This window comes from Methylobacterium endophyticum (assembly GCF_050591105.1).
GTDB lineage: Bacteria > Pseudomonadota > Alphaproteobacteria > Rhizobiales > Beijerinckiaceae > Methylobacterium.
Map to the genome: position 1 here is coordinate 65367 of NZ_JBNHES010000009.1, position 16407 is coordinate 81773.

The following is a 16407-nucleotide window of genomic DNA, read 5'->3' on the forward strand; positions in this document are numbered from 1 at the left end:
GGAACGGACGCGCGCATGACCGACACCCCCGCCACTCCCCGCCGGCTCTGGATCAGGGATCCGATGGCGATCCTGGCGGAGGAGTCCGCCGGCGGGATCGTCGTCGAGGGCACCCGCATCGTCGAGCGGGTGCCGGCGGCGGGCAAACCCTCCGCACCCGTAGACGAGACCTTCGACGCCTCGCGCCATGTGGTCATCCCCGGCCTCGTCAACACGCATCACCACTTCTTCCAGACGCTGACCCGCGCCCATCCGGTGGCGATCAACAAGCCGCTCTTCCCGTGGCTGAAGTCGCTCTACACGGTCTGGGACAAGCTGAACCCCGAATCCTTCCGGCTGGCGAGCCGGCTCGCCTACGCGGAGCTGCTGCTCTCCGGCTGCACCACGGCGGGGGACCACCACTACCTCTTCCCGAAGGGCCTCGAAGCCTCCGTCGACATCCAGGTCGAGGAGGCGCGCGCGCTCGGTATCCGTGCCTTCGTCACGCGCGGTTCCATGAGCCTGTCGGAGCGCGACGGCGGCCTGCCGCCGGACGCCCTTGTGCAGGACGACGACACCATCCTCGCCGACAGCGAGCGGGTGCTGCGGCTGTTCCACGATCCGAGCCCCGGCGCCATGGTGCAGATCGGGCTCGCCCCCTGCTCGCCCTTCAACGTCACCAAGCGGCTGATGCGCGAGAGCGCTGCGCTCGCCGACGCCCATGACTGCCGCCTCCATACCCATCTCGGCGAGACCCTCGACGAGGACGCCTACTGCCTCGCCATGTTCGGCCAGCGCCCGGTGGACTATCTCGAGGAGGTCGGCTGGATGACGAACCGGGCCTGGCTCGCCCACGGCATCCACTTCAACGACGACGAGGTGGTGCGCCTCGGGCGTGCCGGTGTCGGAATCTGCCACTGCCCGACCTCGAACATGACGCTGGCCTCCGGCTGCTGCCGCACCTGCGAACTGGAGGCCGCCGGCAGCCCCGTGGGGCTCGGCGTCGACGGCTCGGCCTCCAACGACAACTCGAACCTGATCGAGGGCGTGCGCCACGCGCTGATGCTCAACCGGCTCACCTACGGGGCCGAGAAGGTCACGCATCTCGACGCGCTGCGCTGGGCCACCGAGGGCTCGGCCCGCTGCCTCGGGCGCTCCGACATCGGCCGCATCGAGGAGGGCCGCGAGGCCGATCTCGCGCTCTTCACCCTCGACGAGCTGCGCTTCTCCGGCAGCCACGATCCGCTCGCGGCGCTGGTGCTCTGCGGGGCCTACAAGGCCGACCGGGTGATGGTGGCGGGCGCCTGGAAGGTGATCGACGGCAATCCCATCGGCCTCGACACACGGCGCCTGCGCGAGGAGCACACCCGGCTCGCCCGCTCTCTGTTCGGCACCGCCTGAGATGGACGCGGCCGCCGCGCTCACTCCCTCCGCCGGGCCGACCCCGCTCTTCGGGGCCTACGGCATCGTCAAGCGCTTCGGCGACTTCACCGCCAACGACAAGGTGGACCTGGAGATCCGGGCCGGCGAGATCCACGCGCTGCTCGGCGAGAACGGGGCCGGCAAGTCGACCCTGATGAAGATCCTCTACGGCCTCTTGGAGCCGACGGAGGGCGTCGTCACCCACAAGGGCGACATCGTGAAGCTGCCGAACCCCGAGGCCGCGCGCAAGCTCGGCATCGGCATGGTCTTCCAGCACTTCTCGTTGTGCGACAACCTGACGGTGGCCGAGAACATCGCGCTCGTCATGCCCAAGGACCTGTCGGGCAAGGCGCTGGCGGAGCGCATCGCGGCGCTGGGCGCGACCTACGGCCTGCATCTCGATCCCCACCGGCCGGTCTGGTCGCTGTCGGCCGGCGAGCGCCAGCGCATCGAGATCGTGCGCTGCCTGCTCCAGGACCCGAGCCTCGTCATCCTCGACGAGCCGACCTCGGTGCTCACCCCCGGCGAGGCGGAGGTGCTGTTCACGGTGCTGGAGCGGCTGCGCGAGGAGGGCAGAGCGCTGCTCTACATCTCGCACCGGCTCGACGAGGTGCGGCGCCTGTGCGTGCGCGCCACCATCCTGCGCCACGGCAAGGTGGTGGGGGCCTGCTCGCCGCGTGACGAGACCGCCCGCTCGCTCGCCGCCATGATGGTCGGTCAGCAGGTCGGCGAGATCAAGACGCGCGACGCCCGGCCGGGCACGCGCGAGCGGTTGCGGGTGGAGCGCCTGTCGCTGCCGGCGCCCGGACTGCACGCCACCTCGCTGCGCGACATCTCCTTGAGCGTCTCCGGCGGCGAGATCTTCGGGATTGCCGGCATCGCCGGCAACGGGCAGGCGGAGCTTTTCGCCGCGCTCTCCGGCGAGAGCCTGTCCGCCGAGGCCGCCGCCGTGCGGGTCGACGGCAAGCCGGTCGGCCGTCTCGGCATCAACGCGCGGCGCCGGATCGGCTGCGCCTTCGTGCCGGAGGAGCGCAACGGCCACGCGGCCGCGCCCACCATGAGCCTCTCCGAGAACGCGGTGCTGTCGCGCTACGCCACGGCGCCGCTGACCCGCTTCGGGATGCTGCGCGGACGCGCCGCGCGCGACCTCGCCGCCCGCGTCATCGAGGCCTTCGACGTGCGCAAGGCCGGCCCCGATCCCGCCGCCGGCACGCTGTCGGGCGGCAACCTCCAGAAATTCGTGGTGGGGCGCGAGATCCTGGCCGAGCCCGGCGTGCTCGTCATCAACCAGCCGACCTGGGGGGTCGACGCGCTCGCCGCCGCCTTCATCCGGCAGGCGATCGTCGACCTCGCCGCCAGGGGCGCGGCGATCCTCGTCATCAGCCAGGATCTCGACGAGCTGTTCGAGGTCGCCGGCTCCATCGCCGTGCTGCATGCGGGCACGCTCTCCCCCGCCGTGCCGACCGCTGAGACCACCCGCGAGGCCGTCGGCCTGCTGATGGGCGGCTCCGGGGAGCCGGAGGCTCGGACGGACGGACCGATCGCAAGCCCGGAGACGGCGCATGCGCACTGACGTCACATGGAATGGCGGCGCTCCCTCCCCCCTTTGCGGGGGAGGGTGGGCCTCGCGTCAGCGAGGGTCGGGTGAGGGGAGCGCCGTCTCCGGTACCGTCGCTCCCCTCTCCCGACCCGTTTCGCGGGCCACCCTCCCCCGCAAAGGGGGGAGGGTCGTCGCGGCGCGTCTTTCGCGCAGGCCCGGAGCCGGTCATGCGCCTTGATCTCCGCCCCCGCGCGCGGCGCTCGCCGCTTGCCGGCGCGCTCTCGCCGGTGCTCGCCTTCGTCGCCGCCGTGCTGATCGGGGGCATCGCGGTGGCGGCGATGGGCGTCTCGCCGGGGGCGGCCTTCGCCACCTATTTCGTCGCCCCCCTGAGCGAGGTCTGGTCGTTGCAGGAGGTGGCGCTCAAGGCCGCGCCCCTCGCGCTCATCGCGACGGGGCTCGCCTTCTGCTACCGCGCCAATCTCTGGAACATCGGCGCGGAGGGCCAGTTCGTGGTCGGCGGGCTGGCCGGCGGCTGGGTCGGCGTGGCGACGCATGGAAGCGCCGGCTTCACCCTCTGGATCCTGCCGGCGATGCTGATCGCCGGCACGCTCGCCGGCATCGCCTACGCGATGATCCCGGCGGTGCTGAAGGTCCGCCTCGGCGTCTCCGAGATCCTGACGAGCCTGATGCTCGTCTATGTCGCCGAGCTCATGCTCGACTACATGGCCCGCGGCCCCTTGCGCGATCCGGCGGGGTTCAACTTCCCGCAGAGCGTGATGTTCGACGCCCCCGCCCGGCTCCCCTACCTGATGGAGGGCGAGAGCCTGCATGCGGGAGTGCTGGTGGCCTTCCTCGCGGTCGTCCTTGCCACGCTCGTGCTGGCGCGGACGCTGTTCGGGTTCGAGGTGCGGGTCGTCGGGTCGAGCCCGCGCGCGGCGCGTTTCGCGGGGTTCAGCGACGCGCGCCTGACGCTCGCGGCGTTTGCCATCTCCGGCGGCGCGGCGGGGCTCGCCGGGATCAGTGAGGTCGCCGGCAAGATCGGCCAGCTCCAGCCGACGATCTCGCCGGGCTACGGCTTCACCGCGATCATCGTCGCCTTCCTCGGACGGCTCTCGCCGCCGGGCATCCTGGTCGCCGCGCTCGTCATCGCGCTCACCACCATCGGCGGGGAGGGGGCGCAGATCGACCTGAAGCTTCCGCTCGATCTCACCCGCGCCTTCCAGGGGCTGCTGCTCGGCCTCGTGCTCGGCGCCGACGTGCTCGCCCGCTTCCATGTCCGCCTCGTGCCGGGAGGCCCCGCCGCGTGACCCTCGAGATCGTCCAGCTCGTCCTCGTCACCGTGGTGACGGCGGCCACCCCGCTCGTCATCGCCGCCATGGGCGAGCTGGTGGCCGAGCGCTCCGGCGTGCTCAATCTCGGCGTCGAGGGCATGATGGTGCTCGGCGCCGCCACGGGCTTCGCCGTCGCGGTGGAGACCGGATCGACCGTCCTCGGCGCCCTGGGCGGGGCGGGGGCGGGGCTGCTGCTCTCGGCGCTGTTCGGCATCCTCACCGTAGGGCTCGCCGCCAACCAGGTGGCCTCGGGCCTCGCGCTCACCATCATGGGGCTCGGGCTGTCGGGGCTCGTCGGCGCCAACTACGTGGGCCTGAAGCGCGAGCCGGCCGGGCATCTCCACGTTCCGGGCCTGAGCGAGATTCCGGGCGTCGGGACGCTGCTGTTCGGGGAGGACGCCTTCGTCTACGTCGCGCTGGCCCTCGTCGTCGGCGTGTCGTGGTTCCTCTGGCGCACGCGCGCCGGGCTGGTCCTGCGCGCCATCGGCGACGACCATACCGCCACCCACGCCCTCGGGCTGCCCGTCCGCAAGGTCCGCTTCCTCGCGGTGCTGTTCGGGGGCGCCTGCGCCGGGCTCGCGGGGGCCTATCTCTCGCTGTCCTACACGCCGTTCTGGGCGCCCGCGATGACCGCCGGGCGCGGCTGGATCGCGCTGGCGCTCGTCGTGTTCGCCTCCTGGCGGCCGTTGCGGGTGGCGGCCGGCGCGCTCCTCTTCGGCGGCGCGACGGTGCTCCAGCTCCATGCCCAGGCCGCGAGCATCGGGCTCCCCGGACAGGCGCTCTCGGCGCTGCCCTACCTCGCCACCATCCTGGCCCTGGTCTTGCTCTCCCTCGGGCGGCGCCAGGGCGGATCGCTCGCGCCGGCGGCGCTCGGGCGCGACTTCACCCCGCACCGCTAAAAGCGGGGACCACACAAGGGGATACCGGGCACATGCGTAAATTCACCGGCGCGCTTCTCGGCGCCCTGCTTCTCGCCCTCGGCCCGGCCAGGGCCGAGGACAAGCTCAAGGTCGGCTTCGTCTATGTCGGCCCCGTCGCCGACTACGGGTACTCCTTCCAGCACGATCTCAGCCGCAAGGCGCTGGAGGCGGCGCTGCCGGGCAAGGTCGAGACGACCTATCTCGAGAACGTGCCCGAGGCCGACAGCGAGCGCTCCATCGAGAAGCTCGCCCGCTCCGGCGCGGGGCTGATCTTCACCACCTCCTTCGGCTTCATGGAGCCGACCCTGAAGGTGGCCAGGAAGTTCCCCAAGGTGAAGTTCGAGCACGCCACCGGCTACAAGCGCGCGGACAACGTCTCGACCTACTCCGCCCGCTTCTACGAGGGGCGCTACGTCTGCGGGAAGATCGCCGGCAAGCTCTCGAAATCGGGCACGGTGGGCTACATCGCCTCCTTCCCGATCCCCGAGGTGGTGAGCGGCATCAACGCCTTCATGCTCGGCGCGCAGTCGGTGAACCCGAACATCAAGGTCAAGATCGTCTGGGTGAACACCTGGTTCGATCCCGGCAAGGAGGCGGAGGCCGCCAAGGCGCTGCTGGCGCAGGGCGCCGACATCCTCACCCAGCACACCGATTCCGCGGCGCCCCTCCAGGAGGCCGAGAAGGCCGGCAAGCTCGCCTTCGGCCAGTCCTCCGACCAGTACCGCTTCGCCCCGAAGGCGCAGCTCACCTCCATCACCGACGACTGGAACGGCTATGTCGTGGCCGAGGCCAAGGCCGTCATGGCCGGCACCTGGAAGAGCCACGACACCTGGGGCGGCATCAAGGACGGCATGGTCGTGCTCGCGCCCTTCACCAACATGCCCGACGACGTGAAGAAACTCGCCGAGGAGACGCGCGACGGCATCGCCGCCGGCAAGCTCCATCCCTTCCAGGGGCCGGTGACGAAGCAGGACGGCAGCGTGGCGGTGAAGGAGGGCGAGACCGCCCCCGATCCGATGATCCTCGGCATGAACTGGTACGTGAAGGGCATCGACGACAAGCTGCCGCAATAGGCGCTGGGAACGCCCGGCTGAATCGAAAAAAGGCGCCGCCGGATCGCTCCGGGGGCGCCTTCTTCGTTGTCGAGACGATCAGGGGCGCAGGGCCGGCGGCGGCGGGGGCGCGACCATGTCGGGAGCGGGCGGGGGCGCGACCACCACGGTGCCCGTGGCGGCCGGCGGAACGGCGATGGCATCGCCGGAGCGGACGGCCTCGACAGCGTTGCCGGGGCCGGCGGTCCCTTCGAGGCCGCCCGGCGCGGTCGCCGGATCGCGTCCGGCCGGCGCGCCGGTGGACTGGGCGAGCGCGCCGCCGCCGAGGCCGAGGGCGCCGAGCAGGGCCAACGTGGTGGTGAGCGTCGAACGCATGGGGCGGGGTCTCCCGATCCGGGCGGGCCTGAGAGTCAAGCCCTTACGATGACGGGAGAATTCGCCCGAGGGCGTGCAGGTTCCGGCCTATCGGCGGTGATGATGCCGCCAATGTGCATTCATTTTGTGCATGCGGCGGCGATGGGCAGCGCGCCCGAACCGTCCGCCCGGCGCCGTGACCCTCGGCTGGCCGGCAAGCGGCGTCACCGTGCCCTGCGCATACGCGGCCGGCGGTGTCGCGATCCCCGCGCCGAGGAAGCCGGCGGCGAGGGGAAGCAGGAGCAGGAGGCAGAGCCGTGGCCGTCGCATCGTGGGTCTCCCATACGGGCGCTCGTATTGGTCCTCGTGGGCGGCAGGCGCCGTGCCCGTTCAACTGCCGCGATAGGTCTGGTAGCTCCAGGGCGTCGCCACCAGCGGCACATGGTAGTGCCCCTCCGGGTCGCCGACGCCGAAGCGCAGGGGCACGACGTCGAGGAAGGCGGGATCGGGCAGCTCGAACCCGGCGCGGCGGTAGTGGTCGCCGATGGAGAAGCGCAGCTCGTAGGTGGCGATCGGCACCGGACGGCCGCCGATGAGCGGCGCGTCGGTGCGCCCGTCCGCGTTGGTGACGGCGCGCGCCACCACCACGGATTCGGTCGAGGAGACGAACTCGGCGAGCTCCACCTCCACCCCGGCCGCCGGGCGCCCGGACACCGTGTCGAGCACATGGGTGGAGATCCGCCCCGTCGTCCGCAGCGGCCCCTCGCCGGAGACGAGCGCGTTCAGCCGGATCGCGGCGATGCGCAGGACCTCCGCCTCGGCGGCCGCCCGCTCCGCCTCCGGCGTGGAGGCGAGGCGCGCCTCGAAGTTCCGCAGCAGCGACACCCGGCCGTGCCGCTTGATGCAGAGGATGTAGGGCAGGCCGAATTTTTCGCGATAGGCGGCGTTCAGCGCGGCGAACCGCGCGTATTCCGCCTCCGAGAGCCTGTCGAGACCGGCGGATGCCTGCTCGGCGACGGAGGCGGGCTCCATCCGGCCGTCACGGGCGGCGCGCCCGGCGAGCTCGGGATGGCCCGCGAGCAGGGCCAGCCGGCGCTCGTCGGAGGCGTTCCGCACCGCCGCGCGCATCGCGGCGAAGAGATCCTCGACGCGGGCGAAGGGCCGATGCGCGGCGGCGGCCTCCGCGACCCAGGGCGCGTGCTCGAACACGGCGCCCAGCGCCGCGACCACCTCGCCGACGGAGGCCGCGTTCAGCTCGGAGAGGGTCCGCGTCATCATGCTCTTCCATCTCTGGACCTGCCACCCCTGGACCTGCCCTGCGGCGAGGCGGGATCGGCCCGAACCGTGGGCAGCGCCGTAGCAGGCAACGGGCCAGCGGGCATCCGCGCGGGGTGCGTGCCGCCGCGCCCGGTCCTGGCATGTGCCTTGCGCCTTCCCGGCGATCCGCCGCCCGGCCTTCTCCCGGCGGCGGACCGACGAAGGCGCCCGCCCATGGCCGACAGCATCTCCGCGACCTCCCACGAGCCGCCCGTGCCGCTCGGCCCGGCGACGGCTCCGGTCGGCAAGGTCGGCTCCCTGGCCCTCGGGCTGCTCGGGCTTCAGCACGTCCTCGTCATGTATGCCGGCGCGGTCGCGGTGCCGCTCATCGTCGGGCGGGCGCTGAAGCTCGCGCCCGAGCAGGTGGCGATGCTGGTGAGCGCCGATCTCTTCGCCTGCGGCATCGCCACGCTGATCCAGAGCTGGGGCCTGCCGGGGATCGGCATCCGCATGCCGGTGATGATGGGCGTGACCTTCGCCTCCGTCACCCCGATGATCGCCATGGGCACCAACCCCGACCTGGGTCTCGCCGTCATCTACGGCTCGGTGATCGTGGCAGGCCTGTTCGGACTCCTCGTCGCGCCGCTGATCGGCCGGCTGCTGCCGCTGTTTCCCCCCGTCGTCACCGGCACGATCATCCTGGTGATCGGGGTGTCGCTCATGAAGGTCGGCGTCAACTGGGCGGCGGGCGGCGTCGGCAACCCGAATTACGGGGCGCCGGTCTTCCTCGGCATCAGCGCCTTCGTGCTGCTCGTCATCATGGCGATCACCCGCTACGGCACCGGCTTCGTCTCCTCGGCCTCGGTGCTCATCGGCATCGTCGTGGGGATGGTGGTGGCGGGACTGTTCGGCCTCGTCGACCTGTCGCGGGTCGCCAGCGCGCCCTGGTTCGACGTGGTGCGCCCCTTCGCATTCGGCTGGCCGGCCTTCGACCCGGTCTCGGCGGTGACGCTGTGCATCGTCATGATCGTGGTGATGATCGAGTCCACCGGCATGTTCCTGGCGCTCTCCGAGATCACCGCCGATCCGGTGGACGAGGCCCGCCTCACCAAGGGCCTGCGGGCCGACGGGCTGGGCACGCTGATCGGCGGCATCTTCAACACCTTCCCCTACACCTCGTTCTCGCAGAACATCGGGCTCGTCGGGGTGACGGGGGTGCGCTCGCGCTTCGTCACGGTGGCGGGCGGGGCGATCATGCTGGTGCTCGGGCTGATCCCGAAGCTCGCCGCCCTGGTGGAGGCGGTGCCGCAATGCGTGCTCGGCGGCGCCGGGCTGGTGATGTTCGGCATGGTCGCGGCCACGGGCGCGCGCATCCTCGGCGCCGTCGACTTCGCCCGCAACCGCAACAACCTCTTCGTGGTGGCGATCTCGGTGGGCTTCGGCATGATCCCGCTGGTGGCGCCGAACTTCTTCAAGCAGATGCCGCACGCGCTGCATCCCTTGCTCGAATCCGGCATCCTGCTCTCGGCGCTGGCGGCGGTGTTCCTGAACCTGTTCTTCAACGGGCTCGGCAACACGGCGGACGCGCGCGAGCAGGCCATGCGGCAGGCCCAGGCCGCCGAGGCTCACTAGCCGGCATCCCCTCAGGTCGGGCCGCATCGCCGCCGGGACCGATCCTCGACGGGTCGGGCTCGCCGGGAGCCGGCTCGGAACACTTCTTTTCCCTAGGAGACCACCATGGCCCTGACGGCATCCACCTACGGCAAGGGGCGGGTGCGGGTGATGCGGCTCGCCCGCGACGGCGACCACCACACCCCGCGCGAACTGACCCTCACGGTGCTGATGAAGGGCACCTTCGACGCCGCCTGGACGGCGGCCGACAACCGCGCCTGCGTGGCCACGGACAGCGTCAAGAACATCGTCAACGTCACCGCCGCGAAGAACCCGACCCTCGACAAGGAGGCGTTCGCGCAAGCCGTCGCGGCCGTCTTCCTCGACACCTATCCGCAGGTCGAGGAGATCTCCGTCGAAGCGAAGGAGACGCGCTGGCTGCGCCATTCCATCGGCGGCACGCCGCACGGCCACACCTTCACCCTGGACGGCAACGGCTTCGGCTACGTGAAGCTCGTGGCGAGCCGGGGCAAGGCGGCGATGCAATCGGGCCTGCGCGGCTTCACCTTCATGAAGACCACGCAGTCGGGCTGGGTCGATTTCGTCGACGACGGCTACAGGACGCTTGCCGACACCACCGACCGCATCGCCGCCACCGCCATGGATGCCACCTGGAGTTGGGCCGGGGTGCCGGCCGACTACACGGAGACGAACGCCAAGGTGCTCGAGATCCTTATCGCGGTCTTCGGCACCACCTACAGCTACGGCGTCCAGGACAGCATGTACCGCATGGGCGAGGCGGTGCTCGCCGCGATCCCAGAGATCGCCGAGATCGGCTTCGCCATGCCGAACAAGCATTACATCCCCATCGACATGGCCCCCTTCGGCCTGACGAATCCGGGGGTGGTGTTCCTGCCCACGGACGAGCCGCACGGGCAGATCGAGGCGACCATCGGGCGGACGGGCTGAGCCCGGCCGCGCGCCGCCCTTCCTGATCCGATCCACCGAGAGCCGGCCTCTGCCGGGGACCGCGTCCTCGGCGCCGTTTGGCGTGTGCGGAATCGCACTCTTCGGGAAAGCTTCGTGCCAACCTGCCGCCGGCATGGGCAGCGGCTCTTGGACGTCCGCACAAGCCCTTGAAGAAAATCGGATATTTTTGACAGAACCGTGGCCCTTCAGTCGAAGGCGGCGGCGGATACTGGCGTCGGCGCAGGGGTTTTGTTCAAATTCTGAGCAACAACTGTCACTTGTGATAGCAGACATGCACAAAATACAGGAACTTGAGCGGCGACAGCGCGTAAAGCTGCGCCGACAAGAACACCTGCAAGAACACCTGGGAGACCGTCATGTCCGCTCGCTTCGTCACGGGGGCCGCTCTCGCCCTCGCCACCGCCGTCCTCGCCACCGCCGCCTCGGCCCAGAGCTACACCGCCCCCGCCGGCATCCCGGCCGTGACCGCCCCCGGCGGCCTCGAGGGCCGCGCCGCGCTGCCGAACCTCCACGGCACCGAGAGCCGGGGCTACCTCCCCGCGGGCGCCGTCAATGACGGCCTCTCGACGGGGTCCGTGCGCGAGCCGCGTCACGGCGCCGGCCACCACAACCGCTGATATCCGCGCGTCCGGCGGCCTCGCGAGGGCCGCCGGCGGACACCGACCAAGGCCGGCCGGCTCGCAGCGGCCGGCTTTTTCATGCGCGCGCCCGCAGGGCCCGGAAGGGCCGCGAATCCGGGCCGTCGGACAAGGGCATCCGGCCCCTGACGGCTCTCGGGAAGCCGGCTACGAGATGCCGCGATTCCGTGCATACACAGGCCGATTTCTGAGCGAATCCAGTTCCCGGAGACCGTTCGCGCAGGAGAGCGCGCGCAATACAAGTGCCGAAAATCTCGGCTTCGCCGGCCCGAACGCCCCGCCTAGACTTCGTGCCGGCCATCGCCGTCGATGCCGACACGGAGCGTGCACGCGTGACCGACCCTTTCCTTTCGCGTCGTCGTCTCCTCGCGGGCACGGCCGCTCTCGGGCTCGCCGGACTGCCCGTCCTCCGGGCCAAGGCGGCGGGCAAGCTCACCGTCGGCTTCATCTATGTCGGCCCGAAGGACGATTACGGCTACAACCAGGCGCATGCGCAGGCCGCCAAGGCGCTGAAGGGCATGCCCGGCATCGAGGTCACGGAGGAGGAGCGCGTCCCCGAGACCAACGCCGTCGAGAAGACCATGGAGAGCATGATCAATCTCGACGGGGCGAGCCTGCTGTTCCCGACCTCGTTCGGCTATTACAGCCCCTACATGGTCGCGCAGGCCAAGAAGAACCCCAAGATCCAGTTCCGCCACTGCGGCGGCTTGTGGACCGAGAAGGACCCGGCGAATGCCGGCTCGTATTTCGGCTACATCGCCCAGGGCCAGTACCTGAACGGCATCGTCGCCGCGCATGCCTCGAAGTCGAAGAAGATCGGCTTCGTCGCGGCCAAGCCGATTCCGCAGGTGCTCAACAACGTCAACGCCTTCCTGCTCGGCGCCCAGAGCGTCGATCCGTCGATCACCTGCCAGGTGATCTTCACCGGCGAGTGGTCGCTGGCGGTGAAGGAGGCGGAGGCGACGAACGCGCTCATCGACGGCGGCGCCGACGTCGTCACCTGCCATGTCGACAGCCCGAAGGTGGTGGTGGAGACCGCCTCGCGGCGCGGCGCCTTCGTCTGCGGCTACCATGTCGACCAGTCGCCGCTCGCCCCGCAGAAGTATCTCACCGGCGCCGAGTGGAACTGGCTGCCGATCTACAAGGGCTTCATCGAGGCGATGCAGGCCGGCAAGGTGCCGGAGCATTTCGTGCGCGGGGGGCTGGCCGACGGCTACGTCAAGATGAGCCCCTATGGCCCTGCGGTCAGCGACGCCGCGCGGAAAAACGCCGACGCCGTGAAGGCCGAGATGCTGAAGGGCGGCTACCAGATCATCAAGGGCCCGCTCAAGGACAACGCCGGCAAGGAGATCCTCGCGTCCGGCAAGGGCTACCCCGAGAAGGCGGCCGAGCTCGAGAGCACGAACTACCTCGTGGCCGGCGTGAAGGGCTCCGTCTGAGCGGCGTGGCACGGTTTCTGCCGCGCATCTCGCGACACCGCGCAACGGGAGGGATCGCAGCATGGTCGCGGAGGCCGCTCCGGCGGGCGTGACGGGCATCGGCCGGACGGCCTCGCGCGGTCTTCAGGTTCGGGCCTGGATCGCGCGCCATTCCGAGTCCGTGGCGATCCCGGTGGGCGCGGCGCTGGTGGGGTTCGCGCTGTTCGGGGTGTTCCTGGCGCTGCTCGGCAAGTCGCCGCTGCAACTCGTCGAGATCGTCTATCGCGGCGGCTTCGGCTCCTCCTTCGCCCTCGGCAACAGCCTGCAACGGGCGGCCCCCCTGCTCTTCGCGGGCCTGTGCGTGGCGCTGCCGGCCCGGCTCGGCCTCGTCGTCATCGGCGGGGAGGGCGCCATCGTGCTGGGAGGGCTCGCCGCGGCCGCCGTGGCGCCGGCCCTCTCCGGCCTGCCGCCCGCCCTGGCGATCGCGCTCATGGCGCTGGCCTCGGCCCTGGTCGGGGCGGTCTGGATCGGCTCGGTCGGCTGGCTCCAGGCCTATCGCGGCGTCAACGCCACCATCTCCAGCCTGCTCCTGTCCTACATCGCCATCGCGCTGGCCAACCATCTGATCGAGGGGCCGCTGCGCGACCCGTCGAGCCTCAACAAGCCCTCGACCTATCCGCTGGGCGACGCCTTCATGATCGGGCCGATGCCGCTGATCGGCGTGCATTGGGGGCTCGGCTGCGGCGTCCTCGCCTGCCTCGTCGCCTATATGCTGATGGACCGCACGACGCTGGGCTTCGCGGCGCGGATCGCGGGCGGCAACGTGCGCGCCGCGCAGATCCAGGGCCTGCCGGTGGGCCGGCTGATCGTCGGCTTCACCGCGCTGGGGGGCGCCTTCGCGGCGCTCGCGGGCTTCTTCGAGGTGGTGGCCGTGCAGGGCACCGCCAACGCGACGCTGGTGGCCGGCTACGGCTATACCGGCATCCTCGTCGCCTTCCTCGCCCGCCAGAACCCGCTGGCGATCGTGCCCGTGGCCTTCCTGCTCGGCGGGATCGAGGCGTCGAGCGGGCTGATCCAGCGCCGCATGCAGCTCCCCGACGCCACCGTGCTGGTGCTGGAAGGACTGCTCTTCCTCGTGGTGCTGATGAGCGAGACGCTCTACGGCCGCTTCAAGGTCTTCAGCCCGCATCTGTGGAGCGAGAAGCGGGCGGCCGCGCCGGTCCCGGCGGGGAGCCCGGCATGAGGACACCGGCATGAGCGGCGATCTCGGCCTCTGGAGCGTGCTGCTCGCCGTGATCGGCGGCGCCATCCGCGTCTCGACGCCCTTCCTCTTCGTCAGCCTGGGCGAGACCATCACCGAGCGCTCGGGCCGGATCAATCTCGGCCTCGAGGGCACCCTCGTGTTCGGCGCGATGTCGGCCTACGCGGTCGCGGTGATGACGGACTCGCCCTGGGCGGGGGTGGCGGCGGCGGGGCTCGCGGGCGGGGTCTTCGGTCTGCTGCACGGCTATGTCTGCAAGTTCCCCGGCGTGAACGACGTCGCCATCGGCATCGCGCTGATGCTGTTCGGATCGGGGCTGGCCTTCTTCCTCGGAAAGCCGTTCATCCAGCCCTCCGCCCCGCCGCTGCCGGCGATCCCCTTCGGGTTCTGGTCGGGGGTGCCGCAGGTCGAGGCGGCGCTGCGCGTCAACGTGCTGTTCCTCGCGGGCGCCGCCCTCGCGCTCGTGCTGTGGTGGGGCTTCCGCAACACCAAGGCCGGCCTGATCCTGCGCGTCGTCGGCGACAGCGCGGATGCCGCCCGCGCCATGGGCTACGACGTCGACCGCGTGCGCCTCTACGCCACCGCCGCGGGCGGGGTGCTCGCGGGCATCGGCGGGGCCTATCTGTCGCTCTACTATCCGGGCTCCTGGAACGAGGGCGTCTCCTCCGGCCAGGGCCTGATGGCGGTGGCGCTCGTCATCTTCGCGCGCTGGAACCCGCTCGCCTGCTTCGGCGCGGCGCTGCTGTTCGGCGGCGCGGGCGCGCTCGGGCCGGCGCTGCAATCGGTCGGCGTCACGCAAGGGTATTACCTGTTCTACGCCGCGCCCTACGTCCTGACCCTGATCCTGCTGATCGCCACCTCCTCCCCCGACCGTGCGCTGGCCGGCGCTCCGGGCGAGCTCGGCGTGTCGAAATAGGGAAGTTCTCCATGAACGGACATTGGTCATGAACGGGCACTTCTGATGAACGGGCACTTCTGATGAACGGACTTGGCGGACTGAACAAATCCCCGAACGGCGTGGTCATCGGCCTCGTGCAGCTCCAGCTGCCGACCGTCGTCACCAAGGCCGATCTCGCCGCGCAGACGGCGCGCATCGTCGCCCTGGTGAAGAAGGCGCGGGCCAATCTCGGCACCATGGATCTCGTGGTCTTCCCGGAATACGCGCTCCACGGCCTGTCCATGGATACCAACCCGGAGATCATGTGCTCGCTCGACGGGCCGGAGGTCGCGGCCTTCAAGCAGGCCTGCATCGACAACAGGATCTGGGGCTGCTTCTCCATCATGGAGTTCAACCCGAACGGAAACCCGTTCAATTCCGGCCTCGTCATCGACGATACCGGCGCGCTCAAGCTCTACTATCGCAAGATGCACCCCTGGGTGCCCGTGGAGCCCTGGGAGCCCGGCGACATCGGCATCCCGGTGATCGAGGGGCCGAAGGGCGCCAAGCTCGGGCTCATCATCTGCCATGACGGCATGTTCCCGGAGATGGCGCGCGAATGCGCCTACAAGGGCGCCGAGATCATGATCCGCACGGCGGGCTACACCGCCCCGATCCGCCAGTCCTGGCGCTTCACCAACCAGTCGAATGCGTTCTGCAACCTGATGGTGACGGCCAATGTCTGTATGTGCGGATCGGACGGCAGCTTCGATTCCATGGGCGAGGGGATGATCGTCGATTTCGACGGCACCGTCATCGCCCACGGCACCACGGGGCGCGTCGACGAGATCATCACGGCGGAGGTGCGGCCCGACCTCGTGCGCGAGGCGCGCATCCACTGGGGCGTCGAGAACAACATCTACCAGCTCGGCCACCGCGGCTACACCGCCGTGAAGGGGGGCGCCCAGGACTGCCCCTACACCTACATGCACGACCTCGCCGCCGGCCGCTACCGGCTGCCCTGGGAGGACGAGGTGAAGGTCGTCGACGGCACCTCCTGCGGCTTCCCCGCGCCGACGCGCACCTTCGGCGAGACGTCCACCCCCGACACGCGGGAGGCTGCGGAATGAGGCGCGGCGTCCCGTCAGCGCCCCTTCAAGGCCGCCAGCATCTCGCGGCGCAGGATTGCGTTGATGCGGGTCTGGTAGCCCGACCCTTGCGCGCGCAGCCATGCCAGGACGTCGGAGTCGATGCGCAACGTCGTCGAAGTCTTGGTCGGCCGGTAGAGCGTCCCGCGCACGGCGTTCTTCCAGGCGTCCTCGGTCAGAGGCGGTATGTCGCCGTAGTCGATCGCGGCGTCGGACATGGCGGCGAGCCGCTCCAACTGGGCGCGGTCCTTCTCCGTGAGCGGCGGCAGGTCCGCAAGATCGACGGACCGGCTAACGAGGTTCTTCTTCATAGCGTCGTCTCTCCGAACGATCGGCCTTGCGGGCGGAGATGATGCGGATGACCTCCATGTCCTCTCCGTCCTCCACCGTCTCGCGAAGCGTGTGGACCACGAGCAGCAACACATACCCGGACGCCGATCCGAGGGTCTGCCAGCGCTGCTCACCGTCTTCGACCCGATCCTGGATCATGAGCAGGAATGGATCGGCGAAGACGCGCAAGGCCAAGTCGAAGGTGATCCCGTGCTTCCGCTCGTTGGCGGCGGCCTTGGCGGGGTCCCACTCGAAACGCGACCTCATGATCGCGGTGTT

General features: G+C 70.4%; 16 protein-coding genes. 12 read left to right on the forward strand and 4 right to left on the reverse strand.

The genetic code is table 11. The features are described 5' to 3' along the window. Positions 1-15 precede the first annotated feature (15 nt). The 5 genes from ACP56T_RS12020 (at position 16) to ACP56T_RS12040 (ending at position 6265) form a co-directional block, all read left to right on the forward strand. Complete coding sequence (locus tag ACP56T_RS12020) at positions 16-1380, forward strand: 8-oxoguanine deaminase (protein ID WP_430912351.1); 1365 nt, start codon at positions 16-18, stop codon at positions 1378-1380. A gap of 1 nt (position 1381) precedes the next feature. Next, positions 1382-2974 (forward strand): ABC transporter ATP-binding protein, encoded by a 1593-nt coding sequence (locus tag ACP56T_RS12025; protein WP_430912352.1) that lies wholly within the window; start codon positions 1382-1384, stop codon positions 2972-2974. A 194-nt stretch (positions 2975-3168) separates the two neighbouring features. Beyond that, positions 3169-4248 (forward strand): ABC transporter permease, encoded by a 1080-nt coding sequence (locus ACP56T_RS12030; RefSeq protein WP_430912353.1) that lies wholly within the window; start codon positions 3169-3171, stop codon positions 4246-4248. Next, entirely contained in the window at positions 4245-5171 is a 927-nt protein-coding gene (locus ACP56T_RS12035) for an ABC transporter permease (RefSeq protein WP_430912354.1), read from the forward strand. The genes ACP56T_RS12030 and ACP56T_RS12035 overlap by 4 nt, the downstream gene beginning before the upstream one ends. A gap of 32 nt (positions 5172-5203) precedes the next feature. Then, positions 5204-6265: a BMP family ABC transporter substrate-binding protein gene (locus ACP56T_RS12040; protein ID WP_430912355.1), complete on the forward strand. Its 1062-nt coding sequence runs from the start codon at positions 5204-5206 to the stop codon at positions 6263-6265. Positions 6266-6343: 78 nt separating this feature from the next. Here the strand turns inward: ACP56T_RS12040 and ACP56T_RS12045 are convergent, their stop codons facing one another. Next, entirely contained in the window at positions 6344-6619 is a 276-nt protein-coding gene (locus ACP56T_RS12045; protein WP_430912356.1) for a hypothetical protein, read from the reverse strand. 369 nt (positions 6620-6988) lie between these two features. Next, complete coding sequence (gene uraD / locus ACP56T_RS12050) at positions 6989-7876, reverse strand: 2-oxo-4-hydroxy-4-carboxy-5-ureidoimidazoline decarboxylase (RefSeq protein ID WP_430912357.1); 888 nt, start codon at positions 7874-7876, stop codon at positions 6989-6991. A gap of 213 nt (positions 7877-8089) precedes the next feature. Between uraD and ACP56T_RS12055 the strand changes: the two genes are divergently transcribed. The 7 genes from ACP56T_RS12055 (at position 8090) to ACP56T_RS12085 (ending at position 15780) form a co-directional block, all read left to right on the forward strand. Continuing rightward, positions 8090-9487 carry a nucleobase:cation symporter-2 family protein gene (locus ACP56T_RS12055; RefSeq protein WP_430912358.1) on the forward strand — a complete coding sequence of 466 codons (1398 nt, stop codon included), beginning with the start codon at positions 8090-8092 and terminating at the stop codon, positions 9485-9487. A gap of 105 nt (positions 9488-9592) precedes the next feature. Then, the gene (gene pucL, locus ACP56T_RS12060) at positions 9593-10435 is read left to right on the forward strand and encodes a factor-independent urate hydroxylase (RefSeq protein ID WP_430912359.1); all 843 of its coding nucleotides are present in this window, start codon (positions 9593-9595) and stop codon (positions 10433-10435) included. A gap of 377 nt (positions 10436-10812) precedes the next feature. Further along, entirely contained in the window at positions 10813-11073 is a 261-nt protein-coding gene (locus ACP56T_RS12065) for a hypothetical protein (protein ID WP_430912360.1), read from the forward strand. Between the two features lie 353 nt (positions 11074-11426). Continuing rightward, the gene (locus tag ACP56T_RS12070; protein ID WP_430912361.1) at positions 11427-12533 is read left to right on the forward strand and encodes a BMP family ABC transporter substrate-binding protein; all 1107 of its coding nucleotides are present in this window, start codon (positions 11427-11429) and stop codon (positions 12531-12533) included. Positions 12534-12594: 61 nt separating this feature from the next. Further along, on the forward strand, positions 12595-13755 hold the full coding sequence (locus ACP56T_RS12075; protein ID WP_430912362.1) for an ABC transporter permease: 1161 nt from the start codon (positions 12595-12597) through the stop codon (positions 13753-13755). A gap of 10 nt (positions 13756-13765) precedes the next feature. After that, positions 13766-14689: an ABC transporter permease gene (locus ACP56T_RS12080; RefSeq protein ID WP_430912363.1), complete on the forward strand. Its 924-nt coding sequence runs from the start codon at positions 13766-13768 to the stop codon at positions 14687-14689. Between the two features lie 62 nt (positions 14690-14751). Then, positions 14752-15780, forward strand: coding sequence for a formamidase (locus ACP56T_RS12085; RefSeq protein ID WP_430912364.1), 1029 nt, complete (start codon positions 14752-14754; stop codon positions 15778-15780). A 14-nt stretch (positions 15781-15794) separates the two neighbouring features. On the opposite strand, the gene ACP56T_RS12090 is transcribed toward ACP56T_RS12085, so the two are convergent. Continuing rightward, positions 15795-16109, reverse strand: coding sequence for a BrnA antitoxin family protein (locus ACP56T_RS12090; RefSeq protein WP_430912365.1), 315 nt, complete (start codon positions 16107-16109; stop codon positions 15795-15797). Continuing rightward, the gene (locus ACP56T_RS12095; protein WP_430912366.1) at positions 16090-16395 is read right to left on the reverse strand and encodes a BrnT family toxin; all 306 of its coding nucleotides are present in this window, start codon (positions 16393-16395) and stop codon (positions 16090-16092) included. Before ACP56T_RS12095 ends, ACP56T_RS12090 begins: the two co-directional genes overlap by 20 nt. Positions 16396-16407 lie beyond the last annotated feature (12 nt).

What these genes read in the sequence shown, in the direction of transcription:
- ACP56T_RS12065 (WP_430912360.1), top strand. Translation starts at nt 10,813, where the DNA reads ATGTCCGCTCGCTTCGTCACGGGGGCCGCTCTCGCCCTCGCCACCGCC.
- ACP56T_RS12030 (WP_430912353.1), top strand. Translation starts at nt 3,169, where the DNA reads ATGCGCCTTGATCTCCGCCCCCGCGCGCGGCGCTCGCCGCTTGCCGGC.
- ACP56T_RS12055 (WP_430912358.1), top strand. Translation starts at nt 8,090, where the DNA reads ATGGCCGACAGCATCTCCGCGACCTCCCACGAGCCGCCCGTGCCGCTC.
- uraD (WP_430912357.1), bottom strand. Translation starts at nt 7,876, where the DNA reads ATGATGACGCGGACCCTCTCCGAGCTGAACGCGGCCTCCGTCGGCGAG.
- ACP56T_RS12025 (WP_430912352.1), top strand. Translation starts at nt 1,382, where the DNA reads ATGGACGCGGCCGCCGCGCTCACTCCCTCCGCCGGGCCGACCCCGCTC.
- ACP56T_RS12090 (WP_430912365.1), bottom strand. Translation starts at nt 16,109, where the DNA reads ATGAAGAAGAACCTCGTTAGCCGGTCCGTCGATCTTGCGGACCTGCCG.
- ACP56T_RS12095 (WP_430912366.1), bottom strand. Translation starts at nt 16,395, where the DNA reads ATGAGGTCGCGTTTCGAGTGGGACCCCGCCAAGGCCGCCGCCAACGAG.
- ACP56T_RS12080 (WP_430912363.1), top strand. Translation starts at nt 13,766, where the DNA reads ATGAGCGGCGATCTCGGCCTCTGGAGCGTGCTGCTCGCCGTGATCGGC.
- ACP56T_RS12045 (WP_430912356.1), bottom strand. Translation starts at nt 6,619, where the DNA reads ATGCGTTCGACGCTCACCACCACGTTGGCCCTGCTCGGCGCCCTCGGC.
- ACP56T_RS12075 (WP_430912362.1), top strand. Translation starts at nt 12,595, where the DNA reads ATGGTCGCGGAGGCCGCTCCGGCGGGCGTGACGGGCATCGGCCGGACG.
- pucL (WP_430912359.1), top strand. Translation starts at nt 9,593, where the DNA reads ATGGCCCTGACGGCATCCACCTACGGCAAGGGGCGGGTGCGGGTGATG.
- ACP56T_RS12040 (WP_430912355.1), top strand. Translation starts at nt 5,204, where the DNA reads ATGCGTAAATTCACCGGCGCGCTTCTCGGCGCCCTGCTTCTCGCCCTC.
- ACP56T_RS12085 (WP_430912364.1), top strand. Translation starts at nt 14,752, where the DNA reads ATGAACGGACTTGGCGGACTGAACAAATCCCCGAACGGCGTGGTCATC.
- ACP56T_RS12020 (WP_430912351.1), top strand. Translation starts at nt 16, where the DNA reads ATGACCGACACCCCCGCCACTCCCCGCCGGCTCTGGATCAGGGATCCG.